Below are 24,853 nucleotides of genomic sequence, written 5' to 3'. Positions count from 1 at the left end.
TTCCCCCTTGAGCACAGGAGACATGCGATGGCGCGAGCACGGAGCGTCCAGCTGCAGAGGCCCCAGGCTGCGATCGCGGCCGCGATGGCGCTGGCCTGCGGGCTGCTCATCCAGTCCGGTCCGATGGACCGGCTGATCGCGGCCGGTGAGCGGATCGGCCATGCCGTCACGAGCGGCTCGGCCAGCGCGGCGGAGTCCCACTCCCCTGCGCCGAGTCCCAGCGCCTTCCGCCGCTCGGCGGACGGCTCGCTGCACCTGGTCAACCGAGCGGCCGGCCTGCGCGCGACGTACGACGGACAGGGGCTGGCCGTGCGGCCCCGCACCGGCGGTGGCACCGTCCACATCACCGCGACGTCGCTCGGGCGGGCCGGCACCGCCACGACGCTGCCGGCCGTCCCGCCGATCGCCACCGACGAGACCGCCATCGCCCGCCGTGGCGCCGCGAACGAGTGGGTGCACAGCCGCGCCACCGGCCTCGAGCAGGGCTGGACGATCCCCGCGCGGCAGCCGGGTTCCGGGCCGCTCACGCTCACCCTCGGCATCCGCGGAGCGGCCGTCCAGCGCGCGTCCCGCACCACGCTGTCCCTCGTGCCGCCGAAGGGCGCCGTGATCTCGTACGCCGGGCTGGTGGTCCGCGACGCGCGCGGGCACCGGCTCCCGGCGTACTTCACCACCGGTCGGTCCGGCACCGCGATCCGTATCGACGACGCGCACGCCCACTACCCGGTCGTGGTCGACCCCGACCTCGACGCCGTGCAGGTGATCGGCTCGCCCGCGACCGCGAACGGCAACCAGCTCGGCACGGACGTCGACGTCAGCGGCCGGTGGATGGCGGTCAAGGAGCCGGGCGCCCACCTCGACGCCGGCCCGACCCGGCTGGGACACATCGACGTCTACCACGACACCGACGGCAACGGCTCGTGGTTCCTCGTCGCCCAGCTGGCCGACTACCAGCACAGCACAGCCGGCGTCACGAACACCGGCGTCGCGATCACCACGGAAGCGGCGGGTGTCACCGTCTTCGCGATCATGTCGACCGGGGCCATCTGGTCGTGGACCTTCGCGGGCGACCCGGACACCGTCGCGCCGACCTCGCAGCCGGTCCAGCAGCCGCCGCTGACCGGGGTGTCCCCGGCCGGAGCGTTCATCCTGAACCCGACCGCGATCGACGCCGGGATCGACACCCTCGACGGCTCCGGCCTCCTCGTCGCCGGCTACCCGAACGCGGGCGACCAGGGTGTTCGGACGCTCAACCCCGACGGCAGCGTGGGCGCGCCGAGCGAGCAGATCGGCACGGCCGAGGTCTTCCGGCGTACCGGCGCGTTCGGGACGCCCTGGGCCTTCGAGGCCCGCATCGACCCACCCGGCGGCATCACCCAGCCGCCGGCGAGCCGCGACATCCTGCAGCTGTTCGGCACGAGCGTCTCGATCAACCCGACCGGCGCGATCGCGATCGGCGCACCGGGCGACGACGGCGTCCAGACGCACACCGGCGGCACGATCGCCAACCCCGCCCCGTTCGGCACCACCACGAACGAGGGGTCGGTCCGCACGTACAACTTCCAGGGCGGCACGTGGACGCAGGAGCAACGGCTGACCTCGTCCCCGACCGTCGCCGGGGCCAAGTTCGGCTCCTCGGTCGCGGTCGCGCCCGACGACACCGTGGTGGTCGGCGCGCCCCTCGAGAACAGCAGCACGGGCGCGGGCTACCTCTTCACCGTGACCGCCGGCCCGGGCACCTACGTGTGGAACCAGGTCCAGCGGATCATCCCCGACGACCCGACGACAACGGCCAACGAGGCCGTGGCGAGCTCGGCGATGGGCACCCGGGTCGCCATCGACACCGCCGGGCGCCGGTTCTACCTGTCCGCGCCGAACCAGGCGATCGCAACCGGCAGGAGCGGGGCCGTCTACGGCTACACCCGGGCCAACTCGGGCCCGGCGACCGCCGGGACCTTCACGGCCCGGCTGGTGCCGGCCACGGCCAGCGACCAGCACGGCGGCCTCGCCCAGGGCTTCGGCGGCGCGCTGGCCGCCAGCGACAACGACGTCCTCGTCGGCGCGCCGTCCTTCGGTACGGCGTACGAGACCCTCGTGGGGCGGGTGGTCGGGTTCCACCGCACCGGCACGTCGTACGCCGTCTCCACCGAGGTCCAGCCGCTCGCCTCGATCCTGGACGGGGACGGCTTCGGCACCGCGGTCGCCCAGGACGGCGACGAGCTCGCCGTGACGCTGCCCGGCAGCAGCCGGGGCAGCGGGTTCGGCCAGGGCGCGGTCGCGATCTACCACCGCGACGCCACCGGCACCTGGACCTTCGAGCAGATGCTCTTCCCGTACTCGAGCATCAAGAGCACGGGCACCACCTGGGGCAACGCCGTGGCGCTGCACGTCACCCGCGACGCCCAGGGACACGACATCGGCCTGACCGTCGCCGTCGGTGACCCGCAGGACAGCTACTTCGACCCCGACGGCAACGGCGCCGCGGCCGCGACCACGATCACGAACGCCGGCTCGGTGGCGCTCTTCGGGCGCGACGGGCCGCCCGGGACGGCGTACCAGAACGGGTACAAGATCTGGGCCGGTGGCCGCGAGAACAGCAACCCGCTCAGCACCCTGAGCAGCGTGCAGGCCGGCGCGAGCTTCGGCTCCGCCCTCACCTTCACCGCCGACGGCACCCTGCTCGTCGGGTCGCCGAACGCGGGCGGCGACGCCGGTGCGGTCTACCGCTTCGACAAGGCGACCCCGACGACCTCGGTCCTCAACTACCTCCCCCAGGAGACGGTCAGCGCTCCCAGCGGCTCGGTCGGCTTCGGCGAGGCCCTCGCCGCCGACGGCACGAACGTGCTCGTCGCCCCGTCGGACGGCAGCGGGCTGTCCCGCTTCACCGACGGCAACCCGGCGACGAACCTCACCGCCGTCGGCACCTTCCCGATGAACATGTCCGACACCGGCAAGCCGATCGGCCTGACCCTCGTCGGCAACCGGTACGCCGTGAGCGGCGACGCCCCGGCCGACGACACGAACATCTACCACGTCCGGATCTACCGGATCATCGGCGACGTCGCCGTCCGCGAGGCCGACGTCCGGCCCACCAGCTTCGGCGACATCGGGCTGGGGCTGTCGCTCAACCACGGCGGTTCCGTGCCGACCCTCGTCGTCGGCACCCCGCAGACCTTCGGCGTCAACGGCGGCGACGCGGCGACGTACGTCGCGCGGGTGCGCTCCGACGGCTCCGCCCAGTGGTCGAAGAGCGGCGTCCTGACGATCCCGGCCGCGAACAACCCTGCCGCGCAGTTCGGCTACTCGGTCACGAACTGGCCGGCCAACGGCGGCGCGGTCGTCGGCGCCCCGCAGGCCGACATCGAGGGCGTCGCCTCGGGGGCGGTGTTCACCTACGACACCTCCGGCGTCGTACCGCCTCCCGGGCCGCAGGCCTTCGTGGACGTGTCGGTGCCCGCCGACCTGCAGGTGGGTGCGTCCCAGCTCAAGACCGCCTTCCTCAAGCCGTCGCTGCTCACCCAGCACGCGACCTCGGACGGGTCCGTCGCAGCAGCGTCCATCGGGGACCTCGACCTCAGCCAGGCGCCGCTCGGCACCGCCCTCGCGGGCTCACCGCTGTCGCGCATCCCCCTGTCCCGCATCCCGCTGTCCCGGATCCCCCTGTCGCGCATCCCGCTCTCCCGCATCGGTCTCGACGGGGTCGACGGAGGCTGGGCGGCGTTGCTGGCCGGCACCGCGTTCGCCGGTCTCCCGTTGCAGAGCGTCTCGCTCGACCAGGTGTGGGACGTGCCGGGCGTGCAGGCGCTCACCCTGGGCCAGCTGCAGCTGGCAGACACGCCGCTCTCCCGCATCCCGCTCTCGGCGATCGCTCTCGGGGCCATCCCGCTCTCGCGGATCCCCCTCGACCCCGCATCGCCGTCGAGCGCCGTCGCCCAGTGGTGCGCGGCCCTCGCCGGCGCGTCCGCCGACACCGCCGCGCTCGGTCTCGACTGCGCGAACCCCACGGCCGCCAGCAACGACGCCGTGACGATCTTCTCCGTGGGCCTGCAAGGAGCTCCTCTCTCGCGGATCCCGCTGTCGCGCATCCCGCTGTCCCGGATCGACCTGTCGACCTCTCCCGTCGCCGGGACCCCGTTGTCCCGGATCGGTCTGGCGGGCTCACCGCTCTCCCGGATCCCGCTCTCCCGCATCCCGCTCTCCCGGATCCCCCTCTCCCGCATCCCGCTCTCCCGGATCCCGCTGTCCCGGATCCCGCTGGCGGGTCTCCCCCTCTCGAGGATCCAGCTGTCGGGCGAGTCGCTGACCTCGATCCCGCTGTCCCGCATCGACCTCGGCAGCACTCCGCTGTCGCGGATCCCCCTCTCACGCATCGACCTCAGCGCGGTCCCGCTGTCCACGATTCCGCTGTCGTCGCTGCCGCTCTCCCGCATCCCGCTCTCGGGGGTGCCGCTGTCCCGCATCGACCTCGGCGGTACGCCGCTGTCGCGGATCCCTCTCTCCCGCATCGACCTGGCCCGGTCTCCGCTCTCCCGCATCCCGCTGTCGCGGATCGACCTCAGCACGGTCCCGTTGTCCCGGATCCCGCTGTCGTCGTTGCCGCTCTCCCGCATCCCGCTGTCGCGGATCCCGATCGACACGATCGCCGTGAACGGCACGCCTCTCTCGCGGATCCCGCTGTCCCGCATCGACCTGGCGGCGAGCCCGTTGTCGCGGATCTCGCTGGCCACGCTGACGGCGGTCCAGCGTGCTGCTGTCGCCGACTGCTCGGTGGTCGCGTGCGACGACCCCTCCGTGACGCTGGCCGACGTCGCGGCCGCAGGGGCCCTCAAGGCGACCGCTCAGCTCGGCGACCTGGCCGACCACCTCGCCGGTGCTCGGCTGGGGAACCTCGTCGGGTCCACGGCGGACATGACCGGCGACAACCTGCGCAACGCGCTCGGCGCGCGCACGCTGGCCGATCTCGGGGGGTACGACGACCTGACCCTCGGCGACCTCGACCGGATCTGGCCCTACCTGACGCTCACCGACCTCCAGCAGCAGCTCGCGGGGTTCCGGCTGTCGGACCTCGCCCAGCACCTGATCGACAACACCGCCGACGACGTCGTCGGGGCGGTCGACGGCAGCGGGATGACGCTCGCCGACCTCACCGGCTGGGACGACGTCACCCTCGGCGAGGTCGACACGGTGGCGAACCACCTGCACCTGAGCGACCTCACCCCGGCCCTCGCCGGCATCAGGCTCGGTGATCTCGCGGCAGCGATCCAGAAGCCCGGCGGCGGGACCTACTCCGGCGACGAGCTCGGCGCGGCGCTCGCACAGGCGCTGCCCGCAGGCGTTGTCGGCGACGTCACCGACTGGGACGACGTCACCCTCGGCGAGCTCGGCGAGTACGGCGACACGACCCTCGGCGACCTGCTGTCGGTCCTCGGCGCCGATGACGCGGGACAGGTCACGCTCGGCGACCTCCTGCTCGCGCTGATCAACCCCCAGCAGTACCCGTGGCAGAACCTCGACCTCTCCCAGGTCGAGGCCCAGGCCCTCGACGCCTCCCCCAACGGTTCGCCGGTGACGGTCGCCTACCGTGCCGACGCACCCGACGGGCTGCCGCGCACCGTCCGCGTCACCGTGGAGCTCCCGCCGGGCGCCCGGATCGAGCCGGACTCGGTCACCGGCGACGCCTCCGATGACGAGCTGACGCCGGCGATCCAGGGCAGCACCGCCACCTGGACCTTCACCGACGTCCCCGCGAACGCCCCCCAGTCGCTGGCCTTCCAAATGGACGCTCCGATGAGCCTCGGCCCGGTGTCGACACGCGCGACGGCGTATCTCGTGGACGACGACGAGGTCGCGACCGACGCGGCGAGCGGCACGGTCCGCGAGGCGTTCGAACCGAACGACAGCGTCGCCACCGCGACCCCGCTGCCCGACGACACGATCGTGATGTCCCACCTCTCGCACGCCGGCGACCTGGACGTCTACAAGTTCGACGTCACCGACCCCGGCAGCCGCGTGGCGATCAGCCTGAGCAACCTGCCGGCCGACTACGACGCGGTCCTCTACGCGCCACGGGAGAGCACGATCGTCCCGACCGCGCGAAAGCGCTACGACCCGGTCGCCGACACCGGCGGCCCCCAGCTGCCCGCCAGCACGCAGGACGGGACGCAGAGCCCCGAACCCGTGGTCGGCGACGACATCCAACGGCCGAGCGACCTCGGCAACCTCGCGGTCGTCCAGGGCTCGTTCAACCGGGGCCGGGCCAACGAGCAGATCGACACCGACCAGCTCACCCGGACCGGCACCTACTACCTGGTCGTGTCCGGTTACAACGCCGCATCGTCCAACCAGCCCTACGCACTGCGTCTCAAGCGCTTCGGCCCCCAGCCCCTCCCCTCCTGCCCCGCGCGCACCGTCACACCGGGTCAGCTCGGGACCTCGCTGCCGACCAGCCTGCCGGGAGGCACGAACACGGTGTTCGTGGTCGACCGGTCGCGGATGGCCGGGCTGTACGGCGAGGACCGCACCGCGACGCTGATGAGCCGGCTCAGCACCTTCACCACCTGGCTCAACGGGCAGTCGCTCGGGCAGAAGGCCGCCGTGCTGACCGTCGACGCCGACCCCGCGGTGCGTGCGGCCTACGACCAGTGGGACGCGCACCCCTGCCTGAGCTCCGGGGCCAACGGCGTGGTCGGCGAGATCGCTCGGATCCTCAACGGCTACCGCGCGGCAGGCAGCACCATCTCCAACGTCGTGCTCGTCGGTGGCGATGACGCGGTGCCGTTCGCCCGCGTCCCCGACAGCACGCAGGAGGCGAACGAGTCCGACTACGCGCCATACTTCGACGACGCCGGCAACGCGCTGTTCGCCACCTTCGCGAACAACAACGTCCAGTCCGACAACCCGTACGTCGACCGCTCGCCCTACGCCTTCGGTGACCGCACGCTCTACGTGCCGGACGCGGCCGTCGGCCGTCTCGTCGAGTCCCCGCAGGAGATCGGCGACCAGCTCACCGACTTCCAGAACGCCAACGGCAAGCTCGCTGTCCACACCGGTCTCGTCACCGGCTACGACTTCCTGTCCGACGGTGCGCAGCGGGTCGCCGGGAACGTCGCCAAGACCTACGGTTCGACGAACAGCTCGATGATCTCCGAGACGTGGACCCGCGCCGACCTGGAGAACGCGATCAGCACGATCAAGCCGAACCTGCTGGCGTTGAACGCCCACTTCGACCACTACAACGCACTCCCCGGGGCGGGCAACGCGGCGCACAACGAGAGCGACCTGTTCACCGCGGCGGCCGTCCGAGGAGCCCTCAACGGCGACCTCGCCGGATCCGTCGTGTTCTCCATGGGCTGCCACAGCGGCCTGTCCGCCAGCGACCTGCTGCTGGGGGCGGGCGACCAACGGGCGCTCGACTTCGCGCAGGCCGTCTCGAGCCAGGGCGGCGTCTTCGTCGGCAACACCGGCTACGGCTACGGCGACACCGACACCGTCGCGTACTCCGAGGCGCTGATGTCGGAGTTCGCAGCACGCCTCAACGGCAGCATGACCGTGGGAGACGCGCTGCTCTACGCGAAGAACGCCTACTTCTCCGGGCTGTCGGTGCAGACGCCGTACGACGAGAAGGTCGTCGAGGAGACGACGTTCTACGGCCTGCCGTTCTACCGGCTGGACGTCGCGAACCCGCCGGCCGTGCCGGCACCGCCGTCCGCGGTGCTCGTGCCCGACGGCGCGACCGGTCTGTCCTCGGTCACCACCCATCTCGAGCCCACCTACGTGCAACGCACCGGGACCGGCGGCACCACCTACATCGCCGCCGTCGACCCAGCGACGAACCAGGACAGCGTCACGATCGTGCAGAACCGGCCGGTGGAGCCCAAGGTCGACACGACGTACGCGCTGCCCGGCGGGCTGGACGCCCACGACGGCATGGTCCTGGGCCTGACCAGCGTGGACACCCCCGACACCGACCCGTACGTCGCTCAGCCGATCGTGGACAGCTCGGGCGAGCGCGTGGACGTCGGGGTGGACACCGCGTTCCCGACCCGAGCGGTCTCCGTCAACGACGGGTTGGAGCCGGCCGGCCGGACGTTCCACGTCGCTGCCACGACCGGCTACTTCCGGACGACGAGCGCCGACGGCAGAGGCATCCAGCGCACCTACCAGTCGATGGACGTCCAGACCTACCTGCCGCCCGCCGGCAACGACGACTGGACGCCGCCGACCTTCTCGCAGGTCACCGGCGCGGTGATCAACGGGTCGCTGACGATCTCCGCGCACGTGCTGGACGACCGCGGCACGCCCTCGCGGGTGAAGCGGGTCCACGTGCTTCTGCTCGAGGACCCGCCGGCCGGGGTCGCGACCACCTGGCGCGCGCTCGACCTCGTCCGCACCGGGGACACCGACGAGTGGAGCGGGTCGATCCCGACCACCGGTCGCAACCTGGAGCTCATCGTGCAGGCCGTCGACGCCGCCGGCAACGTCGCGGTGACGACCGACAAGGCGCAGAACTTCGCCGACGCCCCCATCGAGGGCGCGACCACGACGAACCCCACCGGCGGCACACCGGACGGAGGGACCCCCGCCCCCGTCACCATCACGCCGAGCGGCCCCCAGGGCGGCAACGGCTGGTTCACCGGCCCGGTGACCATCACCGCCACCGGCGGCAGCCGGCTGGTGTACGAGGTCGTCGGCGAGACCGCGCCGCGCGGCTACCAGCAACCGTTCACGGTGTCCGGGACCGGCCTGCACACCGTGCGGATCACGAGCGCGGACGGCCAGACGACCACGACGACGATCCCGATCGACACGGTCGGTCCGGTGGCACAGCTCGACAGCCCGGCCGTGGGCCAGCTGATGCCGGCCGCCCCGGGTGCCCTGATCCAGTTCAGCTGCCCCGATGCCGGGTCGGGTTCCTCCTCGTGCACCGCCACGCTGGACGGCTCGCCGGTGACCAGCGGGTCCACGGTCCCGCTGCCTCCCGGCCAGCACACGGTCGTGGTCACGACGGGACCGGACAACGCCGGCAACGCTCCCAGCCAGCGGACGCTGACCCGCACCTTCACCGTCGTGCCCGCACCCGCGACGGTCGGGACGATCGGCGTCACGAAGCCGAAGGACGGGTCCACGACGACCCTGACCGTGCCGTTCACCGGCTACACCGTGCTCACCTACAGCGGCACCGTGGCCTGGGGCGACGGTGCGACGACCAACTGCGCGATGGCCGGCTCCGGCTGCACGGTGACCCGCAACGGATCCGGTGGCGGCACGCTGACGGCGACGCACGTCTACCCGGCGTCGTACGTCGACACCACGGCGACGGTGAGCATCGTGGACAACCTCGGCCAGAGCGCCTCGGGAACGGTCCTGGTCAACAGGAAGACGACGCTGACGGCGACCGCGGCGCTGCTGCAGATCAAGGCAGGCACCAGCACGGTGACCCTCAAGAGCGGTGCCATCTCGGCGACGCTCAAGAACGGCTCCGGAGCGGCGCTGAGCGGCCAGACGATCACGTTCTCGTTGCCGGACGGGACGACGATCTGCACGGCCACGACCAACGCCAGCGGTACGGCGGCCTGTCCGACGACCATCACCTTCACGGTGGCGATGGTGCTGGCCGGCCGCTACAACGCGACCTTTGCGGGCAAGGACACCTACCACGGCTCGACGGCGTCGGCGAGCCTGATCGGGTGAGCCGGGTCTAGAGAGGGACCGGGAGTGCGGGGAGGCGGACCACTCCCAGCGCCTCCAGGTCCCGCGCAACCTGCCGCGCGACGTGCTCGTCGCCGGTGAGCTCGGCCACCTCCTGCAGGGCGAGCACCTGCTCGAACCGGACCTCCGCAGATGCGGCGAGCTCGGCAGCCCGGCGCGCCGAGACGAGGGCCTCGGCCGGACGCCCCTCCTGACGGAGGAGCCAGGTCCTCAGTCGCGCGGCGGTCGCGTCGGCTCCGGGGAACCCATGACCGTCGTCGACCCGGGGGGCGGTCAGCTTGAGCTGGGCACGCGCCTCACCCGAGCTCCCGGCCAGGAGGTGCGCCTCGGCGAGCCGCAGGCCGAACTCGACCGCGAACTGGTCGACGCCGAGCGCCTCCATCTCGTCGACCGCCTGACGCAGCGCCTCGACAGCGACCTCGCCGCGGCCGCTGCGCGCCTGCGCCCGGCCCAGGTTCCCCAGTGCGACGGCGCTGCCGATCGGGTAGTCCGCCCCGAGCCAACGGGCGCGTGCCGAGGTGAAGAGCGCGATCGCCTCGTCGGCATGCCCCTGGTCGGACAGGATCTCGCCCACGTTGTTGTCCGCCGTCGCCTCGGCGACGACGTCACCGGCGGCGCTGAAGCACTCCCCCGCCAGCCGGTAGTGCTCGACCGACGCCACCCACTCACCGCGGTAGTAGTAGGAGATCCCCAGGTTGTTGAGCACGTTGCCCTGGAAGAGGACGTCGCCCAACCCGGTGAAGAGCTCGAGCGCCCGCTCGCCCTCGGCCAGCCGGGACACCTGGCCCAGGTGGGTGAGCGCCATGTGCGTCAGCATCTCCGCGTGCGCCTCGGTCGGTACGTCGCCCGCGGCCCGGGCCAGCTCCGCCGCCTGACGCGCCAGGGTCAGCTGCTCGTCGATCCGACCCAACCTGTCCATGACCCCTGCGGAGGCGAGCAGCAGGGGCGCCTGCAGTGCGTCGTCGACCAGCCTCGCTCCCCGGCGGTACCACCTCAACGCGTCGCCATAGCGGCCCTTGCGCTCGCGCAGGACGCCACGCTTCCTGATCAGCCGGACCGCATCGGCCGCCCGTCCGTCGAGCAGCCGCTCGGCCCGTCGGTAGCGACCGTCGGCATCGGCGTAGCGGGCCGCCCGCTCGAGGGCGTCTCCGAGCGCCTCGTGGACGCGCATCACGTCGGTCGGCCGCAGCTCGTCGACATAGCGGGCCGCCGCTGCCGCCCGTTCGTACGCGGCGATCGCCTCGGCGACCGCCATCTGCTTCCACGCCCGGTCCCCGGCCGCGACCGAGTAGCGCCAGGTGCGCTCGTGGTCGCCGGCGCGGAAGAAGTGCTCGGCGAGCAGGCCGACGTCGTCGGCGTACGAGCTGGCCTCGAGGAGCTCGCCGACCTGCTGGTGCAGCTTGGCGCGCGGGCGGTAGGGCAGGGCCTCGTAGGCGACGTCGCGGTAGAGCAGGTGCCGGAAGGAGGCGGTGCTCTCGCTGCTGAACTCGACGAGGTCGCCGAGTCGGTCCCACGCCGCCGGCTCCGGGGTGGGCAGGCCCGCGCCGGCGAGCACCAGGGACAGCAGCCGGGTGTCGAAGCGTGGGCCGAGCACGGCGGCGTACCGCAGCAGCGTGCGGTCCTCGGGGACGAGCCGGTCCAGGCGCTCGGCGATGACGCGCTCCACCGACTCCGGCAGGTCGGCCGTCTCGACGCCGGCGCGCACGGCCTCCATCAGCTGCAGCACGAACAGCGGGTTGCCGTCGGCGCGGTCGGCCGCCCCCAGGTCGTGACGTACGACGGACGCATCGCCCAGCGCGTGGGCGGCGAGCTCCGCGACGGCCGCGGCGTCGAGGGGCTCCAGCTCGAGCCGCTCGACCTGCTCCAGCTCGCCCAGCACGACCGCCGTGCCCGGCCGGGCGGCCGCGACCATCAGCCACGGGTGCTCGGCGACGGACATCGCGAGGGTGCGGAACAGAGCGGCCGATGCCTCGTCGGCGTAGTAGGCGTCCTCGGCGACGATCAGGGTCGGCGTCGCCACCATGACCGTCAGCAGCTCGAGCACCGCGTCGTGGGTCCGCGCCACGACGAACTCGTCGGCGATCGCGGCGGCCTCGTCGGTCGGCTCGACCGCGGCGTCCACCGGCACCGCGAGCAGCGGCAGGAGCGGCAGCAGGGAGGGCCGCACGCGGGTCACCGTCCGGGCGAGCACCTCCCCCGCCTCCTCCCGCGTCGCGCTGTGCTGGATGCCGAAGAGGCGCCGCAGCAGCACCTTCGCGGCGGCGTACGGGGTGGTGGAGAGGTAGGGCTGGCACTCGACGGTGACCCGCGTGAACAGCCGGTCGTCGGCGGCGACCTCCTCGACCAAGCGGGACTTGCCGATGCCCGCAGCCCCCGACAGCACGACCGCGCGTCCCCGTCCGGCCGCCGCGTCGGACACCCAGCCGCGCAGGACCGCCAGCTCGGCTTCCCGACCGACCAGCGGCAGCCGTTCCGGCGCTGCATCCGGGAGCCGCTCGGCGTCGACGTCCTGGATGACATACGCCTTGATGGGCTGGGTCTTGCCCTTGACCAGGAAGGGCGGCAGCTCGTCGGCGGTGATCCGGACCCGGCCGTTCTCCACGACGCCGGCCGACGCGACCACCTGGCCGGGGCGCGCGTGCGCCATCAACCGCGCCGCGAGGTTCACCGGGTCGCCCATGACCGTGTAGGTACGTCGCCCTGCCGCACCGAGGAAGCCCGCGAAGATCCGGCCGCCGTTGACCCCGCCCTTGAGCCGCTTCAGCGGGTCGCCCTGCACGAGCTGGACGGCGTACCGCAGCGCCGCCTCGTCGTCGTCGACCGTCGACCGCGGCGCGCCCGCCGAGGCGATCAGCTTGATGCCGTCCGCGATCACGTCGGTGTAGAGGAACTGCACGCCGTACACGCGCTGCAGTCCCTGCACCGCGCGGACCAGGCTGTCCAACGAGCGGCCGAACACCTCGACCCCGTGCTCGGCCAGGCTCGCGTCGGTGCCCTCGACCTCGAGGAAGACGATGGACGCGATCCGGTGCTCACCGCCGAGCCGCGACAGCGCGCGGATGTCGTCGCGCAGACCCGGCGACACCAGCTCCTCGGGGGCCGGCGCCCGCTCCTGCTCCGGTACGACGCGCGGGCGACGCAGCGCCGGAGCGGCGAGCAGCACGCCGTGGTCGGTACACCCGCCGAGCCAGGCCGGCGGCAACGTGGCCGCCAGCTCCGGGCTCACCAGCACCTGCCCCGCCTCGGCCGCCGACTCCAGCTCCACGGCGCGGGTCACGGGAGCGCCGGCCAGCACCAGCTCACGCCAGGTCGGCTCACCCACCAGGAACATGTCGAAGTCGCCGAAGTGCCCGCCCACCGACATCCTCAGCCCGATCCGCGCGAACCGCGGCGCCCGGATCGTCTGCTGCATCCGCGCCGACGCACGCGCCGCCGCGAGTGCCGAATCGACCCCGGGGAACCAGATCAGCAGCGCGTCGCCCCCGAACTTCAGCACATCCCCGCCCTCGCTGTCGGCGATGGCGATGAGCGCCTCGAAGCAGCCGTTGACGATGCCGGTCAGCCGCTCGGCACCCTCGCGGCCGAGCGCCGCGAGCCGCTCGGACATCGCGGTGAAGCCGGAGAGGTCGGCCGAGACCAGCGACCCGGTGAGCCGGCGGTGGACCAGGTCCGGGGCGTCACGCAGCCACTCGACCGTGACCCGAGATGCATACGGTCGCCAGTCGTCCGGACTCGGCGCGGTCACGCTCGCATTCTGGCACCGCGGATCGCGCGAGCCGGGCAGTTCGCCGAGGCACCCGGCATCGGCCTAGACCACCTTGACGGTGCCGCGCATCATCGGGTGCACACCGCACTTGTAGCGGTAGGTGCCGCGCACGCGGAAGGTGTGCCAGAAGGACTGGCCGGGCTGCAGCAACGCCGAGTGGAAGATCCGCGGCCCGCTGGTGATCACCACGCTGTGGGCGAACAGGAGGTCGCGGTTGGTCCACTGGACCGTGCGGCCGAGGTGGATCGTCACGAACGACGGCGAGAACGCCATGTTCTGCATCACCACGTGCACGGGCGTCACGGCCTGGGCCGGGGCCTCGGTCGGCAGCACGGCGAGCAGGCCGCTGACGGTCAGGGCGAGCGCGAGCAACAAGTTCCGGATCCTCATGCCCGGTGCACGAGGTACGACGCCGGAAGGTTCAGTGCGTCAACGCCATCACCGGCCAGCCCAGCACCTGGGCGGCGTACCCGGCCCAGGACGCGGGGCCGGACATCCCGGCGACCGTGAGGGTGTGGTCGGCGGCGTACCGGAGCCCGATGACGACGTACACCACCGCGGCGATCGCCAGCAGCACCATCAGTCCCTTGGCCCCCGCGGAGACAGGTCGGTGGACCTTCTCCTCGCGCGGGGTGACGGTCTTCGTCTCGTCGTACCTCATGCTCATCGCTTCCCCAGGATCGGCTCGGACTCGACCAGACCCGCGTCGCTCGGGGCCTCACCGGCTCCGAAGACGCGGGCGTGCTGCTGCGCGCGCCACTCGAGGTGGGCCTCGGCGGGCTTGGCGTAGCCGAAGCGCTCGCGCGCCTCGGCCGGCGTGACCACCTCCGGGGTGCGCGGCGGGACCTTGCGCAGCACCGGCTCGACGATCGGCACGCTGCCCGGCGAGAGCGCCCGGAGCAGCTGCACCTGCAGGGAGGTGCTGAGGCGGGCGAGCCGGAACGCGACCATCAGGACCGGGCGCACCAGCACGTCGACCACCCGCGGTTGCGGGACCTCCCCCATGTCCCGCATCCAGCGCGGGAGGGTCGCGATGACGCCGGCGCGCAGCACCTTGTTGTTGACCCAGGTGACCGGCGCGAGCCAGCGCGGCAGCGGCGTGACGAGCTGCCCGCCGTTGAGCAGGTGCTGCATGGCCTGGACCGCGATCGGCGAGCCGACCAGCTGCGGCCGCATCCGCTCGAAGTAGGCGATGATGCCCTCCCGGGTGCGGGGAACGTCGGCGGGGTCGCAGGTCTGCAGCTCGGCCGCGACCGCGCACTCCTCCCAGTACTGCGCCTCCTCCTCAGGACTGAGCCGACCCGGGCCGTAGCGCTCGTAGGCGTAGAGGATCGAGTGCCAGGCGGTGAGGTGGATCCACAGCTGCGAGTGGGGTGCATTGGCGTCGTACCGACCGCCGCCGTAGGGCTCGGTGCCGATGGCCTTGGAGTGGATCTTGACCAGGATGTCGGCGGCCTTGAGCGTCTGCTCGGATCCGCCGAACGCGACCATCGAGAAGTAGCGCAGCGTGCGGTCGTAGCGGGTGCGCGGCCGCCTGTAGATGTCGTGGGTCTTGTCGACCGACGCGACCAGGTCGGGGTCGAGCTCCTCGACCACCACCGCCCGGATGAACCCGACCGTCAACGAGGTCGGATAGCTCCAGACCTTCCACGTGACCGAGTCCGGCCCGAAGAACCCGTAGTCCTCGGCCGGCTCCACGTCCCTGCGCCCCATCGGAGGTCCTCTCGACATTTGCTACGGCTGCGTAGTAATGTTTTCTACGCGGCCGTAGCAATGGTTGTCAAGAGGTCTCCGGAAGAGGTGGCGCGATGGGTACGACGACGCGGACCCGGCGTACCTATGCCGCCCGGATGCCCCTGGAGCAGCGCAAGCAGCAGCTCCTCGACGCGGCCCTCACCCTGATCGGCCGGGTCGGCTACGGCGGGGTCACCGTCGAGGCCGTCGCCGCGGAGGCCGGTGTCACCAAGCCGGTCGTGTACGGCGCCTACGCGAAGCTCCCGCTGCTGCTGGGCGACCTCCTCGACCGGACGTACGCCGATGCGCTGACCCAGCTCCTCGCGGCCTTCCCGGACACGACCCCGGATCCCGCCGAGGTCACCCGCGTGTGGGCGGCCGCCGTGCGCGGCAACCCGCGCACCTGGGCGCCGATCCTGCTGACCGGCGCGCACACGCCGCAGGTCGTGCTGGACCGCATCGAGGACGGCCGGCAGCTGGTGCGCGACAGCCTCGCGCAGGTGCTCGCGAACGGCGGACCCGTCACCAGCCGTCACCGCGTCGCGTCCGAGGCCGTCATCGCCGCGGCCGAGCACTTCGGTCGGCGGATGCTCACCGCCCCCGACGAGGTCGACGACGACGAGCTCGCGGAGCTCTTCGACGACCTGGTGCGGGCCGCGGTGCTCCCCCGCCGGACACGCCGCTGACGGTCCGTTTGGTGATTTGACGGCCCCTGCGGCCAAAATGTGCGAAGCGGGCCAGGTCAATCCCTCGCAGCGGCATTGTCGAGAGTGGCCTGGCCCGCGCTCGCGGGGCCGAGAAGTGGGGTCGGTCGATCCCCAGGACGAGCGTCGGCGTTCCGTTCCACCGGCTCCGCCTGCGGGCCGTCGTGACGACGACCCGCAGACGGCACCTCACCGGTGGGGACGGTGGCGCGTCACTTCAGGGTGATCTTGTTGCTGGTCGCCGCCTTGGTGGCGGCGGTCTTGGCGATCTTGACGACGTAGGTGGTCTTGGCCGCCTTCTTCTTGTCGGTGATCGTCTTGCTGGCCTTGCCGGTCGCGCCGAGCTTGACCGTGCCGACCTTGATCATCTTGCCGGCGACGACCTTGTAGATCGTCGCGGTGGCGCCCGCGGCCTTCGACGAGCTGGCCGCGATGGTCAGCTTGTCGTTGCCGGTCGCGGTGTTCTTGCCGGTCAGCTTGGCGCTGATCGCGATCGGTGCGGGAGCCGCGTTCGCGAAGGTCACCGTGTCGTTCAGCTGCGACTCGGCGACCACCGGGTCACCGAACCAGCTGTCGTGCATGATCCCGGTGATGACGGCCGAGCCGGCCTTCGTGCCCTGGAAGATGTACGTCGCGACACCCTTGGCGTTGGTCGTGCCCGAGCCGCTGCCGTTGCCGTTCTGCAGGGTGTCGGGTCCGGTGCGGAGGAAGTCCACCGCGTAGCCGGCGAGCGGCTGACCGAACTGGTCGATGGCCTTGAACGTCTCGGTCACCGTCGTACCCGGCGTCACGGTGTTGGCCGTGTTGTGGGTCAGCGTGTACGTCGAGTGCGCGAGGTCCACCGTGTACCAGTTGATGGTCGGCGCGTCGGCGGTCAGCGCCTGCGAGCCGGTCGGCGCGACGGACGGCTGGTAGCCGGCGGTCACGGCGTCGGCGTCGGCGCCCCACTTGGTGACGTCGACCGTGACCGAGCCGTGGATCGTCTGGTCCCCGGCCGCACCCGAGCTCACACCGAACTCGTCGGTGGCCGAGGGCTGGACCGAGCCGACACCGCTGCTGGTCAGGTCGACCGAACGACCCGTGTCGTTGCCGAACTGGTCGGTCGCCGTCGGGACGAGGTTGACGTCCAGCGCGGTCGACGCCTTCGGCAGGATGGTCGAGTCGTTGTCCGAGGCGAAGGCGAGGGACAGCGCGCCCGGGTTGAGCGGGTTGCTGGCGTCCCAGCTGATCGTCGGCGTCGTGGCCGGGGTGTGACCGGCCGCCGTGATCGACAGCTTGGTGGTGAGCTGGCCGTTGCCGGCGGCGAACGCGTCGTCGTGACCGATGGCGATCGCGTAGTTGTGACCCACGTTGCCGTGCTCACCGGTGGTGACCGTGATCGAGGAGCCGGAGCTCTTCCAGTCGCCGATCACACCGCCCTCGGCAGCCGGAGCGGCCGGGGTCAGCTGCGAGAGGTCCGTTCCCGGGCCGTCGTTGGTGTCCGGCGTGAAGTAGCCGTGGTCCACCGACAGGGTGACCGGGACACCGACGAGCGACTGGCCCGCCGCGTTGGTGACGCGGATGTTCTCCAGGCGCTGCGGGATGCCCGGGGTCGCACTGGAGTTGCCGCCGATGTTCTCGCCGAACGGGTTGCCGTAGGAGTAGACGTGCGCGACGGCGGTGTCCATGAAGTCGGTGCGCAGCGAGACGCCCGGCGCGTAGTCGCCCGAACCCGCCGTCAGCACGTCGCCGTAGTCCGCCGAGGTCAGCGTCTGGTCGTTGATCGCGACGCCGAACGAGCCGTCCGCGGCCGTGGTGACGTTGACGTGGGTGTTGTCCACGCGGCTGGTGCCGGACGGCTGAGCGCCCTGGGCGGCCACGACGGCGTCACCGTTGGGGCTGAAGGACGCGGTGAAGCTGCGGCCGCCGAGCGTGGTGCCGTCGGGCAGCTGCAGCGAGCCCTTGAAGGTGTGCGTGGTGCCGGCGTTGACCGACACCCGCGCACCGTCGTTCCACTTGACCTGCGCCTGGCCGATGCTGACGGTGAGCGGGGTGGCCTGGACGTCGTTGCCGGACGGGCCGGGGTTGCCGTCGAGGTCGGCCCAGACCTCGAGCTTCGAGACGCCGTTGCCGGCGGGGGCCGGGACGGTGACCTTGCCCTGGGCGTTCGGGGTGAGCTGGCCGGTCGGCTCGACCGTGGTGGCGCCGCCGCCGAAGCCGGTGGTGGTCCAGCGGTAGGACAGGTCACCGGCGAACGGGTTGCCGTTCTGGTCCTTGACGGTGGCGGAGAACTCGTTGCCCGCGAGCTCGTCGCGGTCGTAGCCCTTGTCGGCGGACCCGATCGTCACCGTCGTGGCCGAGGCGGTGTAGGACTTGATCGTGACCGAGCGCTTGATCTCGGTGCCGGCGTTGTAGCTGCCGTCGCCGTTGTCGTCGACGAAGAAGTCGTAGGCCTGGCCCGCGGGGGTGCCGGGCACGTTGGCGAACGTGACCTGGCCCTTGCTGTTCGTCGTCGCGGTGCCACCCGGGTAGAACACGAACGGGAACGCGAAGACCGACGGGGAGACGACCGAGGCGCCGGCGACCGGCTTGCCGTTCTGGTCGAGGACCGTGACGGTCACGCTGGTGGTGTCGCCGTCCTTGACGTTGGTCGACGCGGCGACCGCGGTGGTGCCGGTCCCGATGGTCTGCTTGTACAGGTGCACCACGGTCGCGTCGTCGCTGCCGTCGGTGGCGGTGACGATCGCGTCGTTGGTCGGGTTGGCGCTGCTGTCCCACGAGTAGCCGGTGAAGTCCGCAGCACCGGCGAAGGTGCGGGTCGTGCCGCTGACGTCGCCGACGACGTCCGGGTGGGTCGTCGCGCCCCCACCGACCACGTCGAGGTCGATGCTCGGCGAGGCGGAGCCGTCGTTCGTCGTACCGGACACGACGCCGTAGTCGTTGCCACCCGGGGTGTGGTAGACGCCGACGGAGGCCGGCGTGGCGGCGAGGTTGACCGCGTTGCCGCCCGGCTTCACCGTTGTGGCGGTGCCGAGCGCGGTGGTCGCGATGACGTTGCCGAGCCCGTCGAGGCCCACGGCCTTGAACTTCACGGAGGTGTTGTTGAGCGCCACCGGCACGGTCCACTCGGCCGAGTAGTAGCCGTCGGGGTTCGCGGTGACGGTCGCGCCGATGTTGTGGTCGGACCCGTCGTTGTAGACGAACTGGACCTGGGAGATCCCGGCGCCGGCCTCGGCGACGAGGTGGACGGTGGTGTTCACGCCGTCGTTGGCGGTCGACACCTCGGACGCCGCCGGCGTGATGAGCTGGACGCTGTTCGCGCCCGCCTGGGTCTTGATGCTGTCCGCGAACGCGGGACCGGCCATGCCGATCCCCGTCACGGTGAGCGTGGCGACCGCGCTGGCCGCGAGTCCCCTCTTGATGCCGCTGCTGTTCATTCGAGATTCCTTCCGGATGGTGATCGCGCCCCACCCGATTCCCCGTCGTGTGGACGCGGCCCACGCAGAGCGGGGGCGCGCCCGAACCTAGGAAGCGCCGGAGGTGCGGCGCGGTTTCTTGCAGCCGGTCGTCGCGATGCGCAATTGGCATAGTCAATCCGGACTAAATGATCCCGAATCATCCGATTTGTGCCGTGCATCCCCACCAGAATCCGACCCTGGCACGGCGTCGTCGGCAGGAAGGGGGATCGATGTCCGAGCAGCGGAGCCGACGCGGGCGACCCATGCGGCTGCCCACGGACGGGACGCTGGTGCCCGGCCTGCGCATCGACTCCGGCGCCCGGCTGTCCTGGCTGCTCGCCACCTCGCGCGTCTACTCCGAGGCGCCCGGTCCGCGGCGGCGTACGGAGTTCGCCGCAGCCCTCACCGCCCTCGGCATCCGGGCGGACAGGACCCGGATCAGCCGGTGGGAGTCGGGCGCGATCAGGATGCCCGACTCGGTCGTCGCGGGCTACGAGCACCTCCTCGGCCGGCAGCCGGGAGCACTGATGACGGTCGCCGCCGGGGTGCAGCGGTCCCTCGACCCCACCGCGCTCACGCGGCCCCTGGTCGTCTGCCTGGACCCGGACCGGGCGCCCTCGCGGGACGCCCTCTTCGAACGGGTGATGAGCGGGCGGCACACCGGCCTGCACTGGACGCTCCTCGCCGCGGCGATCGAGACGAGCCCCGACCTGTACGTCCCCCAGGCGGTCTGGACCGACCTGTGCGAGCGCGTGCTCAGGGAGCTGCTCTGCGCGCGCAACCTCGGGTGGATCCGCCGGTTCGAGGCCGCGCGGACGCTGGCGCGGACGCCCGCCGCGCAGCACGCCATGCTCCGCGCCATCGGGGCCGAGGTCACCAAGCCCGGCGCGCAGGCGATCGAGGCCGTCGTCGCCCTGCTCGCACAGATCGACCAACAACCCGTCACCGACCTACTCCTGCGGATGCTGACCGGCCCGGACGGCGGCGCGTTCCGCGGCGCGGCCTGGGCGCTCAGCCTCAAGCTGCTCCACGGGCAGGTCGGCGAGCACCAGACGCAGGAGATCGCCGAGGTCGCGGCCCGACTCGTCGTACGTCGCGACAAGACGCTGCGTCCCGAGGCGGTGAGCCTGCTCGCCGCCGTCCCGGACGAGGTCAGCAGCGACACCATCGCCACCTTCGTGCCGGCGGCGGCGCGGACCGGCCTGCACTACCAGATCGAGTGGAACGAGTCCGTGTCCGCCCGCGAGGCCCGCCGCACCGCCACCGCGATCGCCCAGCGCACGCAGGCATCCCGGGTGACGACGCAGCACATCGAGCACGACGAGATGCTGGCGCGGCTGATCCGCGAGGCGCTCTTCCACGTGCACGCCAGCCGCCGGCACCAGGCCTCGCTCCTGCTCTCCCAGAGCCCGTACGCCGCACCCCTCGCCGGGCACCTGCTCGATCAGATCGCGGGCGACCCCAGCGTCGCGGACGGCGGCCTGATGCTGCTGCGCTACCTCAACGTCGACGAGGACGCGCGCGGGCGCCTGCTCACCTGGGCCATGCACCACCCCGAGCCCAAGCTGCGGGTCGGGGCGATCCTCGCGCTGAGCCAGCTCCGGACGCCGATGCCGCAAGCGACCCAGCGCCAGCTCGCCGACCTCGCGACCACCGCCGACCCCGAGATCGTCGCCGCGCTGACCCACTCCCTCGGCGTGGTGCGCTCCACCGAGCTGGACCGGGTCGCGGAGGTGGCCGAGGAACCGGACCGCAGCACGGCCCGGTGGTGGCTCGACCTCGGCGCCCGCATCGACGACGAGCCCTGCCCCGGGCACCCCGGCGAGGACTGAGCGACCCGGCCGATCAGGCCGGGTGGACCTCGAGCTCCACCCCGTCGGCCAACCGGTAGGGGTTCGTCGCGATCAGCGCGCCCACGGCCCGCCGCAGCCGGGAGATCTCGGCGCGGACGGTGACGAGGTGCTCGGCATCGCCGTACAGCCGGGTGCTGAGCTCGGCGGCGGTGAGCCCGCGCGCCCCGGCCGCCGCGAGCAGGCCGAGGATGTCTGCGTGCCGGCGGGTCAGCGCGGTGCGCCACGACTCGTCACCGCTGACCTCCAGCACCGGCTCGCTCCCCCGCACCAGCCGGGCCCGCAGCCGGGTGTCGGTCGTGCCGGGCCGCACGAGCCACCCCTCGCCCAGCCGCTCCGGCAGGCACAGGCCCAGGCCGGGGACGGCGATCGCCCGGTCGGCACGCGGCGCGTCGATCCGATCACGCGCGGCGATCCCCGAGTGGTGCGCGACCCAGCCGTGGTCGTCGACGACGAGGAGAGGGCCGCTGGTCGTCCCGACCACGGCCTCGCTCGCCTGCCGCAGCCGCGCGAGCCCGGCCAGGTGCTGGCGCCACAGCGACGCCTCCGCGATCCGCACCGCGCTCTCGACGAGCGCGCCGATCGCGGGGTGCAGGGTCAGCGCGGGACCGCTGACGTCGACGACGCCGAGCAGCTCGCCGTCGCGCGGGTCGTGGATCGGGGCGGCCGTGCAGTACCACGGGTGCTGCTGGGCCTCGAAGTGCTCGGCGGAGAACAGCTGCACCGGTGCCCGCTCGGCGAGCGCGGTGCCGATGGCGTTCGTGCCGACGACCCGCTCGGTCCACAGCATGCCCTCGACGAAGCCGAGCCGGTCGGCCGTCGCGCGCACCCGCGCCGAGCCCTCGCGCCAGAGCAGCACGCCGTCGGCGTCGCAGACGACCATGAGGAACAGGGACGCGTCCGCGACGCTCGTCAGCACGCTGCGCAGGTCGTCGATGACCGACGACAGCCGGGAGGTACGCCGGCGGCGTACCAGCTCCTCGGCGGGCATCGGCCGACGGGCGTTGACGCGATCGGCCGCGAGACCCATGTCCATCACGCGCTGCCAGGACCGCGCGACCAGCGCCCGCGGGCGCTCGGGGGGACGGCTGCCGCTGAGCACGGCGTCGTGGATGCGGACCAGCTCGCGCGCGTGCAGTGTCAGGTCCGTGCCCGGCACGACGGCGCCCATCACCTGGTGGCCCATCCGCACCCCCTCTGTCCTCGGTCACGCTACTCCGGTCAGTGTGACGGCGGCCACGTTGCAACGCGCTGCAACGCTGTCCGCGCGGTCGGCCGAGGAGTGTCCTGGGCCCATGACTCAGATCGACGAACGACCCGCCCCCTCCCTCGCGGAGCGGCCGGTCGAGAGCACCCCCAGCGAGCGGGCCGACGCCTGGTTCGCGTCCTTCGAGGCGGCCCTCGCTGCCCGCGACGTCCCCGCTGCCGCCGCCCACTTCGCCACGACGAGCTTCTGGCGCGACCTCGTCTCCTTCACCTGGAACCTGAAGACCGTCGAGAACCCGGCGGGCGTGGCCGACCTGCTGACCGCGACCCTCGACGGCACCGCACCGCGCGGGTTCGAGCTCACCGAGCCGGCCACCGAGGACGGCGGCGTCGTGACCGCGTGGTTCCGCTTCGAGACCGCCACCGGACGCGGCAACGGCCTGCTCCGGCTCGTCACCGAGGACGGCGCGGACAAGGCGTGGACCTTCCTCACCGCGCTCCAGGAGCTGACCGGCCACGAGGAGCCCCGCGGCACCCGGCGCCCGATGGGCGCCCAGCACGGCATCGACAAGCACCGGCAGACCTGGCTCGAGCGGCGCGAGGCCGAGCAGGCGTCGCTCGGCATCACCGAGCAGCCGTACGTGCTGGTCGTCGGCGGCGGCCAGGGCGGCATCGCCCTCGGCGCGCGGCTGCGCCAGCTCGGCGTACCGGCCCTGGTGATCGACAAGCACCCGCGCCCCGGCGACCAGTGGCGCAACCGCTACAAGTCGCTGTGCCTGCACGACCCGGTCTGGTACGACCACCTCCCCTACCTGAAGTTCCCCGACAACTGGCCCGTCTTCGCCCCCAAGGACAAGGTCGGCGACTGGCTCGAGTCCTACGTGAGGACGATGGAGGTGCCCTACTGGTCCAACACCGTGGCCACGTCGGCGTCGTACGACGAGACCTCGGGGCAGTGGACCGTCAAGGTGATGCGCGACGGGGAGGCGCTGACCCTGCATCCCTCCCAGCTGGTGATGGCGACGGGGATGTCGGGCAAGCCGAACGTCCCGTCCTTCCCCGGCCAGGACGTCTTCCGGGGCGAGCAGCAGCACTCCTCGCAGCACCCCGGCCCCGATGCGTACGCCGGCAAGCGGGTCGTCGTCATCGGCTCGAACAACTCCGCCTTCGACATCTGTGGCGCGCTGTTCGAGCACGGCGCGGACGTCACGATGGTGCAGCGCTCCTCGACGCACATCGTCAAGAGCGCGACCCTGATGGACATCGGCCTCGGCGACCTCTACTCCGAGCGGGCGGTGGCCGCCGGCGTGACCACGGAGAAGGCGGACCTGATCTTCGCCTCGCTGCCCTACCGGATCATGCACGAGTTCCAGATCCCGCTCTACGACCAGATGCGCGAGCGCGACAAGGACTTCTACGACCGGATGGAGGCCGCCGGCTTCGACCTCGACTGGGGCGATGACGGCTCGGGGCTGTTCATGAAGTACCTCCGCCGCGGCTCGGGCTACTACATCGACGTGGGCGCTGCCGAGCTGGTGGCCGACGGCGACGTGAAGCTGGCGCACGGCGAGGTCTCCCACCTCACGGAGTCGTCCGTCGTGCTCGAGGACGGCACCGAGCTGCCGGCCGACCTCGTCGTGTACGCCACCGGCTACGGCTCGATGAACGGCTGGGCCGCCGACCTCATCTCGCCCGAGGTCGCCGACAAGGTCGGCAAGTGCTGGGGCCTCGGCTCGGACACCACCAAGGACCCCGGCCCGTGGGAGGGCGAGCAGCGCAACATGTGGAAGCCGACCCAGCAGGAGGCGCTGTGGTTCCACGGCGGCAACCTGCACCAGTCACGCCACTACTCGCTCTACCTGGCGCTGCAGCTGAAGGCCCGCTACGAGGGCATCCCGACCCCGGTCTACGCGCTGCAGGAGGTCCACCACCTCAGCTGATCGCCTCGATTCAGCTCGGGGGCAGCGGGCTGGTCGTCTCCTCGGCGACCAGCCCGTTGAGGCGCTCCAGCAGGGCCCGCAGACGGTCGTAGTCACGCGCCCCCAGCTCGTCGCGCCAGCCGGCCTCGAGCCCCGCGATGGCGCGGCGGATGACGGTGATCGCGTCGTGGCCCCGCGGCGTCAGCGCGACGACCCGCTCCCTCCGGTTGTCGGGGTTCACCTCGCGGGTCAGGTAGCCGGCCCGCTCGAGCTGGGCGAGGAGGTTGTTCATCGCCTGCTTCGTCGCGTGGGCGCCGCGGGCGAGGTCCCCGGGCGAGCGGCCGTCAGGCCCCGGGTGCTGGAACACGGCCAGGTGCGCGGGCTGCAGGTCCTCGAAGCCGGCGGCCCGCAGCTCCTCGACGACGTGGGCACGGGTCGTCACGAACGGTCGGCGCAGCAGAGCCCCGACGAGGGGCTTGTCGCCGTGGTCAACTCCGTGTACCGTCTTCGCCATAGTAAACACACTGTA

Annotated in this window: 11 protein-coding genes; 4 read left to right on the top strand and 7 right to left on the bottom strand. The window is 72.1% G+C overall.

All coding sequences use genetic code 11. The annotated features are described in order from the left end of the window. The first annotated feature begins 27 nt into the window (after positions 1–27). A complete protein-coding gene (locus ACYVAQ_RS00140; protein ID WP_460786371.1) occupies positions 28–9,690 on the top strand; it encodes a C25 family cysteine peptidase in 9,663 nt (3,220 codons plus the stop codon). A 7-nt stretch (positions 9,691–9,697) separates the two neighbouring features. Here ACYVAQ_RS00140 and ACYVAQ_RS00135 read toward each other — a convergent pair whose 3' ends face one another. The 4 genes from ACYVAQ_RS00135 to ACYVAQ_RS00120 form a co-directional block, all read right to left on the bottom strand. Next, positions 9,698–13,453: an AAA family ATPase gene (locus ACYVAQ_RS00135; protein ID WP_460786370.1), complete on the bottom strand. Its 3,756-nt coding sequence runs from the start codon at positions 13,451–13,453 to the stop codon at positions 9,698–9,700. A gap of 63 nt (positions 13,454–13,516) precedes the next feature. Beyond that, entirely contained in the window at positions 13,517–13,849 is a 333-nt protein-coding gene (locus ACYVAQ_RS00130; RefSeq protein ID WP_460786369.1) for a cupredoxin domain-containing protein, read from the bottom strand. A gap of 46 nt (positions 13,850–13,895) precedes the next feature. After that, on the bottom strand, positions 13,896–14,135 hold the full coding sequence (locus ACYVAQ_RS00125; protein ID WP_460786368.1) for a hypothetical protein: 240 nt from the start codon (positions 14,133–14,135) through the stop codon (positions 13,896–13,898). Between the two features lie 2 nt (positions 14,136–14,137). Further along, entirely contained in the window at positions 14,138–15,187 is a 1,050-nt protein-coding gene (locus tag ACYVAQ_RS00120; RefSeq protein ID WP_460786367.1) for an oxygenase MpaB family protein, read from the bottom strand. A 95-nt stretch (positions 15,188–15,282) separates the two neighbouring features. Here ACYVAQ_RS00120 and ACYVAQ_RS00115 point away from each other — a divergent pair, with 95 nt between their 5' ends. Continuing rightward, positions 15,283–15,894, top strand: coding sequence for a TetR/AcrR family transcriptional regulator (locus ACYVAQ_RS00115; protein ID WP_460786366.1), 612 nt, complete (start codon positions 15,283–15,285; stop codon positions 15,892–15,894). A gap of 230 nt (positions 15,895–16,124) precedes the next feature. Here the strand turns inward: ACYVAQ_RS00115 and ACYVAQ_RS00110 are convergent, their stop codons facing one another. Beyond that, on the bottom strand, positions 16,125–19,328 hold the full coding sequence (locus ACYVAQ_RS00110) for a beta strand repeat-containing protein (protein WP_460786365.1): 3,204 nt from the start codon (positions 19,326–19,328) through the stop codon (positions 16,125–16,127). Between the two features lie 251 nt (positions 19,329–19,579). Here ACYVAQ_RS00110 and ACYVAQ_RS00105 point away from each other — a divergent pair, with 251 nt between their 5' ends. Continuing rightward, positions 19,580–21,181 carry a hypothetical protein gene (locus ACYVAQ_RS00105; RefSeq protein ID WP_460786364.1) on the top strand — a complete coding sequence of 534 codons (1,602 nt, stop codon included), beginning with the start codon at positions 19,580–19,582 and terminating at the stop codon, positions 21,179–21,181. A 13-nt stretch (positions 21,182–21,194) separates the two neighbouring features. Here ACYVAQ_RS00105 and ACYVAQ_RS00100 read toward each other — a convergent pair whose 3' ends face one another. Further along, a complete protein-coding gene (locus ACYVAQ_RS00100; protein ID WP_460786363.1) occupies positions 21,195–22,385 on the bottom strand; it encodes a helix-turn-helix domain-containing protein in 1,191 nt (396 codons plus the stop codon). Positions 22,386–22,494: 109 nt separating this feature from the next. Between ACYVAQ_RS00100 and ACYVAQ_RS00095 the strand changes: the two genes are divergently transcribed. Further along, positions 22,495–24,345, top strand: coding sequence for a flavin-containing monooxygenase (locus tag ACYVAQ_RS00095; RefSeq protein ID WP_460786362.1), 1,851 nt, complete (start codon positions 22,495–22,497; stop codon positions 24,343–24,345). A gap of 10 nt (positions 24,346–24,355) precedes the next feature. Here the strand turns inward: ACYVAQ_RS00095 and ACYVAQ_RS00090 are convergent, their stop codons facing one another. Further along, the gene (locus ACYVAQ_RS00090; protein WP_460786361.1) at positions 24,356–24,838 is read right to left on the bottom strand and encodes a MarR family winged helix-turn-helix transcriptional regulator; all 483 of its coding nucleotides are present in this window, start codon (positions 24,836–24,838) and stop codon (positions 24,356–24,358) included. Positions 24,839–24,853: the final 15 nt, after the last annotated feature.

Source organism: Nocardioides maradonensis (assembly GCF_054777115.1).
This window is presented reverse-complemented; position numbering and strand designations above follow the sequence as displayed.

Coding starts and splice junctions, on each gene's coding strand:
- ACYVAQ_RS00140 (WP_460786371.1), top strand. CDS start 28: ATGGCGCGAGCACGGAGCGTCCAGCTGCAGAGGCCCCAGGCTGCGATC.
- ACYVAQ_RS00125 (WP_460786368.1), bottom strand. CDS start 14,135: ATGAGGTACGACGAGACGAAGACCGTCACCCCGCGCGAGGAGAAGGTC.
- ACYVAQ_RS00120 (WP_460786367.1), bottom strand. CDS start 15,187: ATGGGGCGCAGGGACGTGGAGCCGGCCGAGGACTACGGGTTCTTCGGG.
- ACYVAQ_RS00115 (WP_460786366.1), top strand. CDS start 15,283: ATGGGTACGACGACGCGGACCCGGCGTACCTATGCCGCCCGGATGCCC.
- ACYVAQ_RS00110 (WP_460786365.1), bottom strand. CDS start 19,328: ATGAACAGCAGCGGCATCAAGAGGGGACTCGCGGCCAGCGCGGTCGCC.
- ACYVAQ_RS00105 (WP_460786364.1), top strand. CDS start 19,580: ATGTCCGAGCAGCGGAGCCGACGCGGGCGACCCATGCGGCTGCCCACG.
- ACYVAQ_RS00100 (WP_460786363.1), bottom strand. CDS start 22,385: ATGGGCCACCAGGTGATGGGCGCCGTCGTGCCGGGCACGGACCTGACA.
- ACYVAQ_RS00095 (WP_460786362.1), top strand. CDS start 22,495: ATGACTCAGATCGACGAACGACCCGCCCCCTCCCTCGCGGAGCGGCCG.
- ACYVAQ_RS00090 (WP_460786361.1), bottom strand. CDS start 24,838: ATGGCGAAGACGGTACACGGAGTTGACCACGGCGACAAGCCCCTCGTC.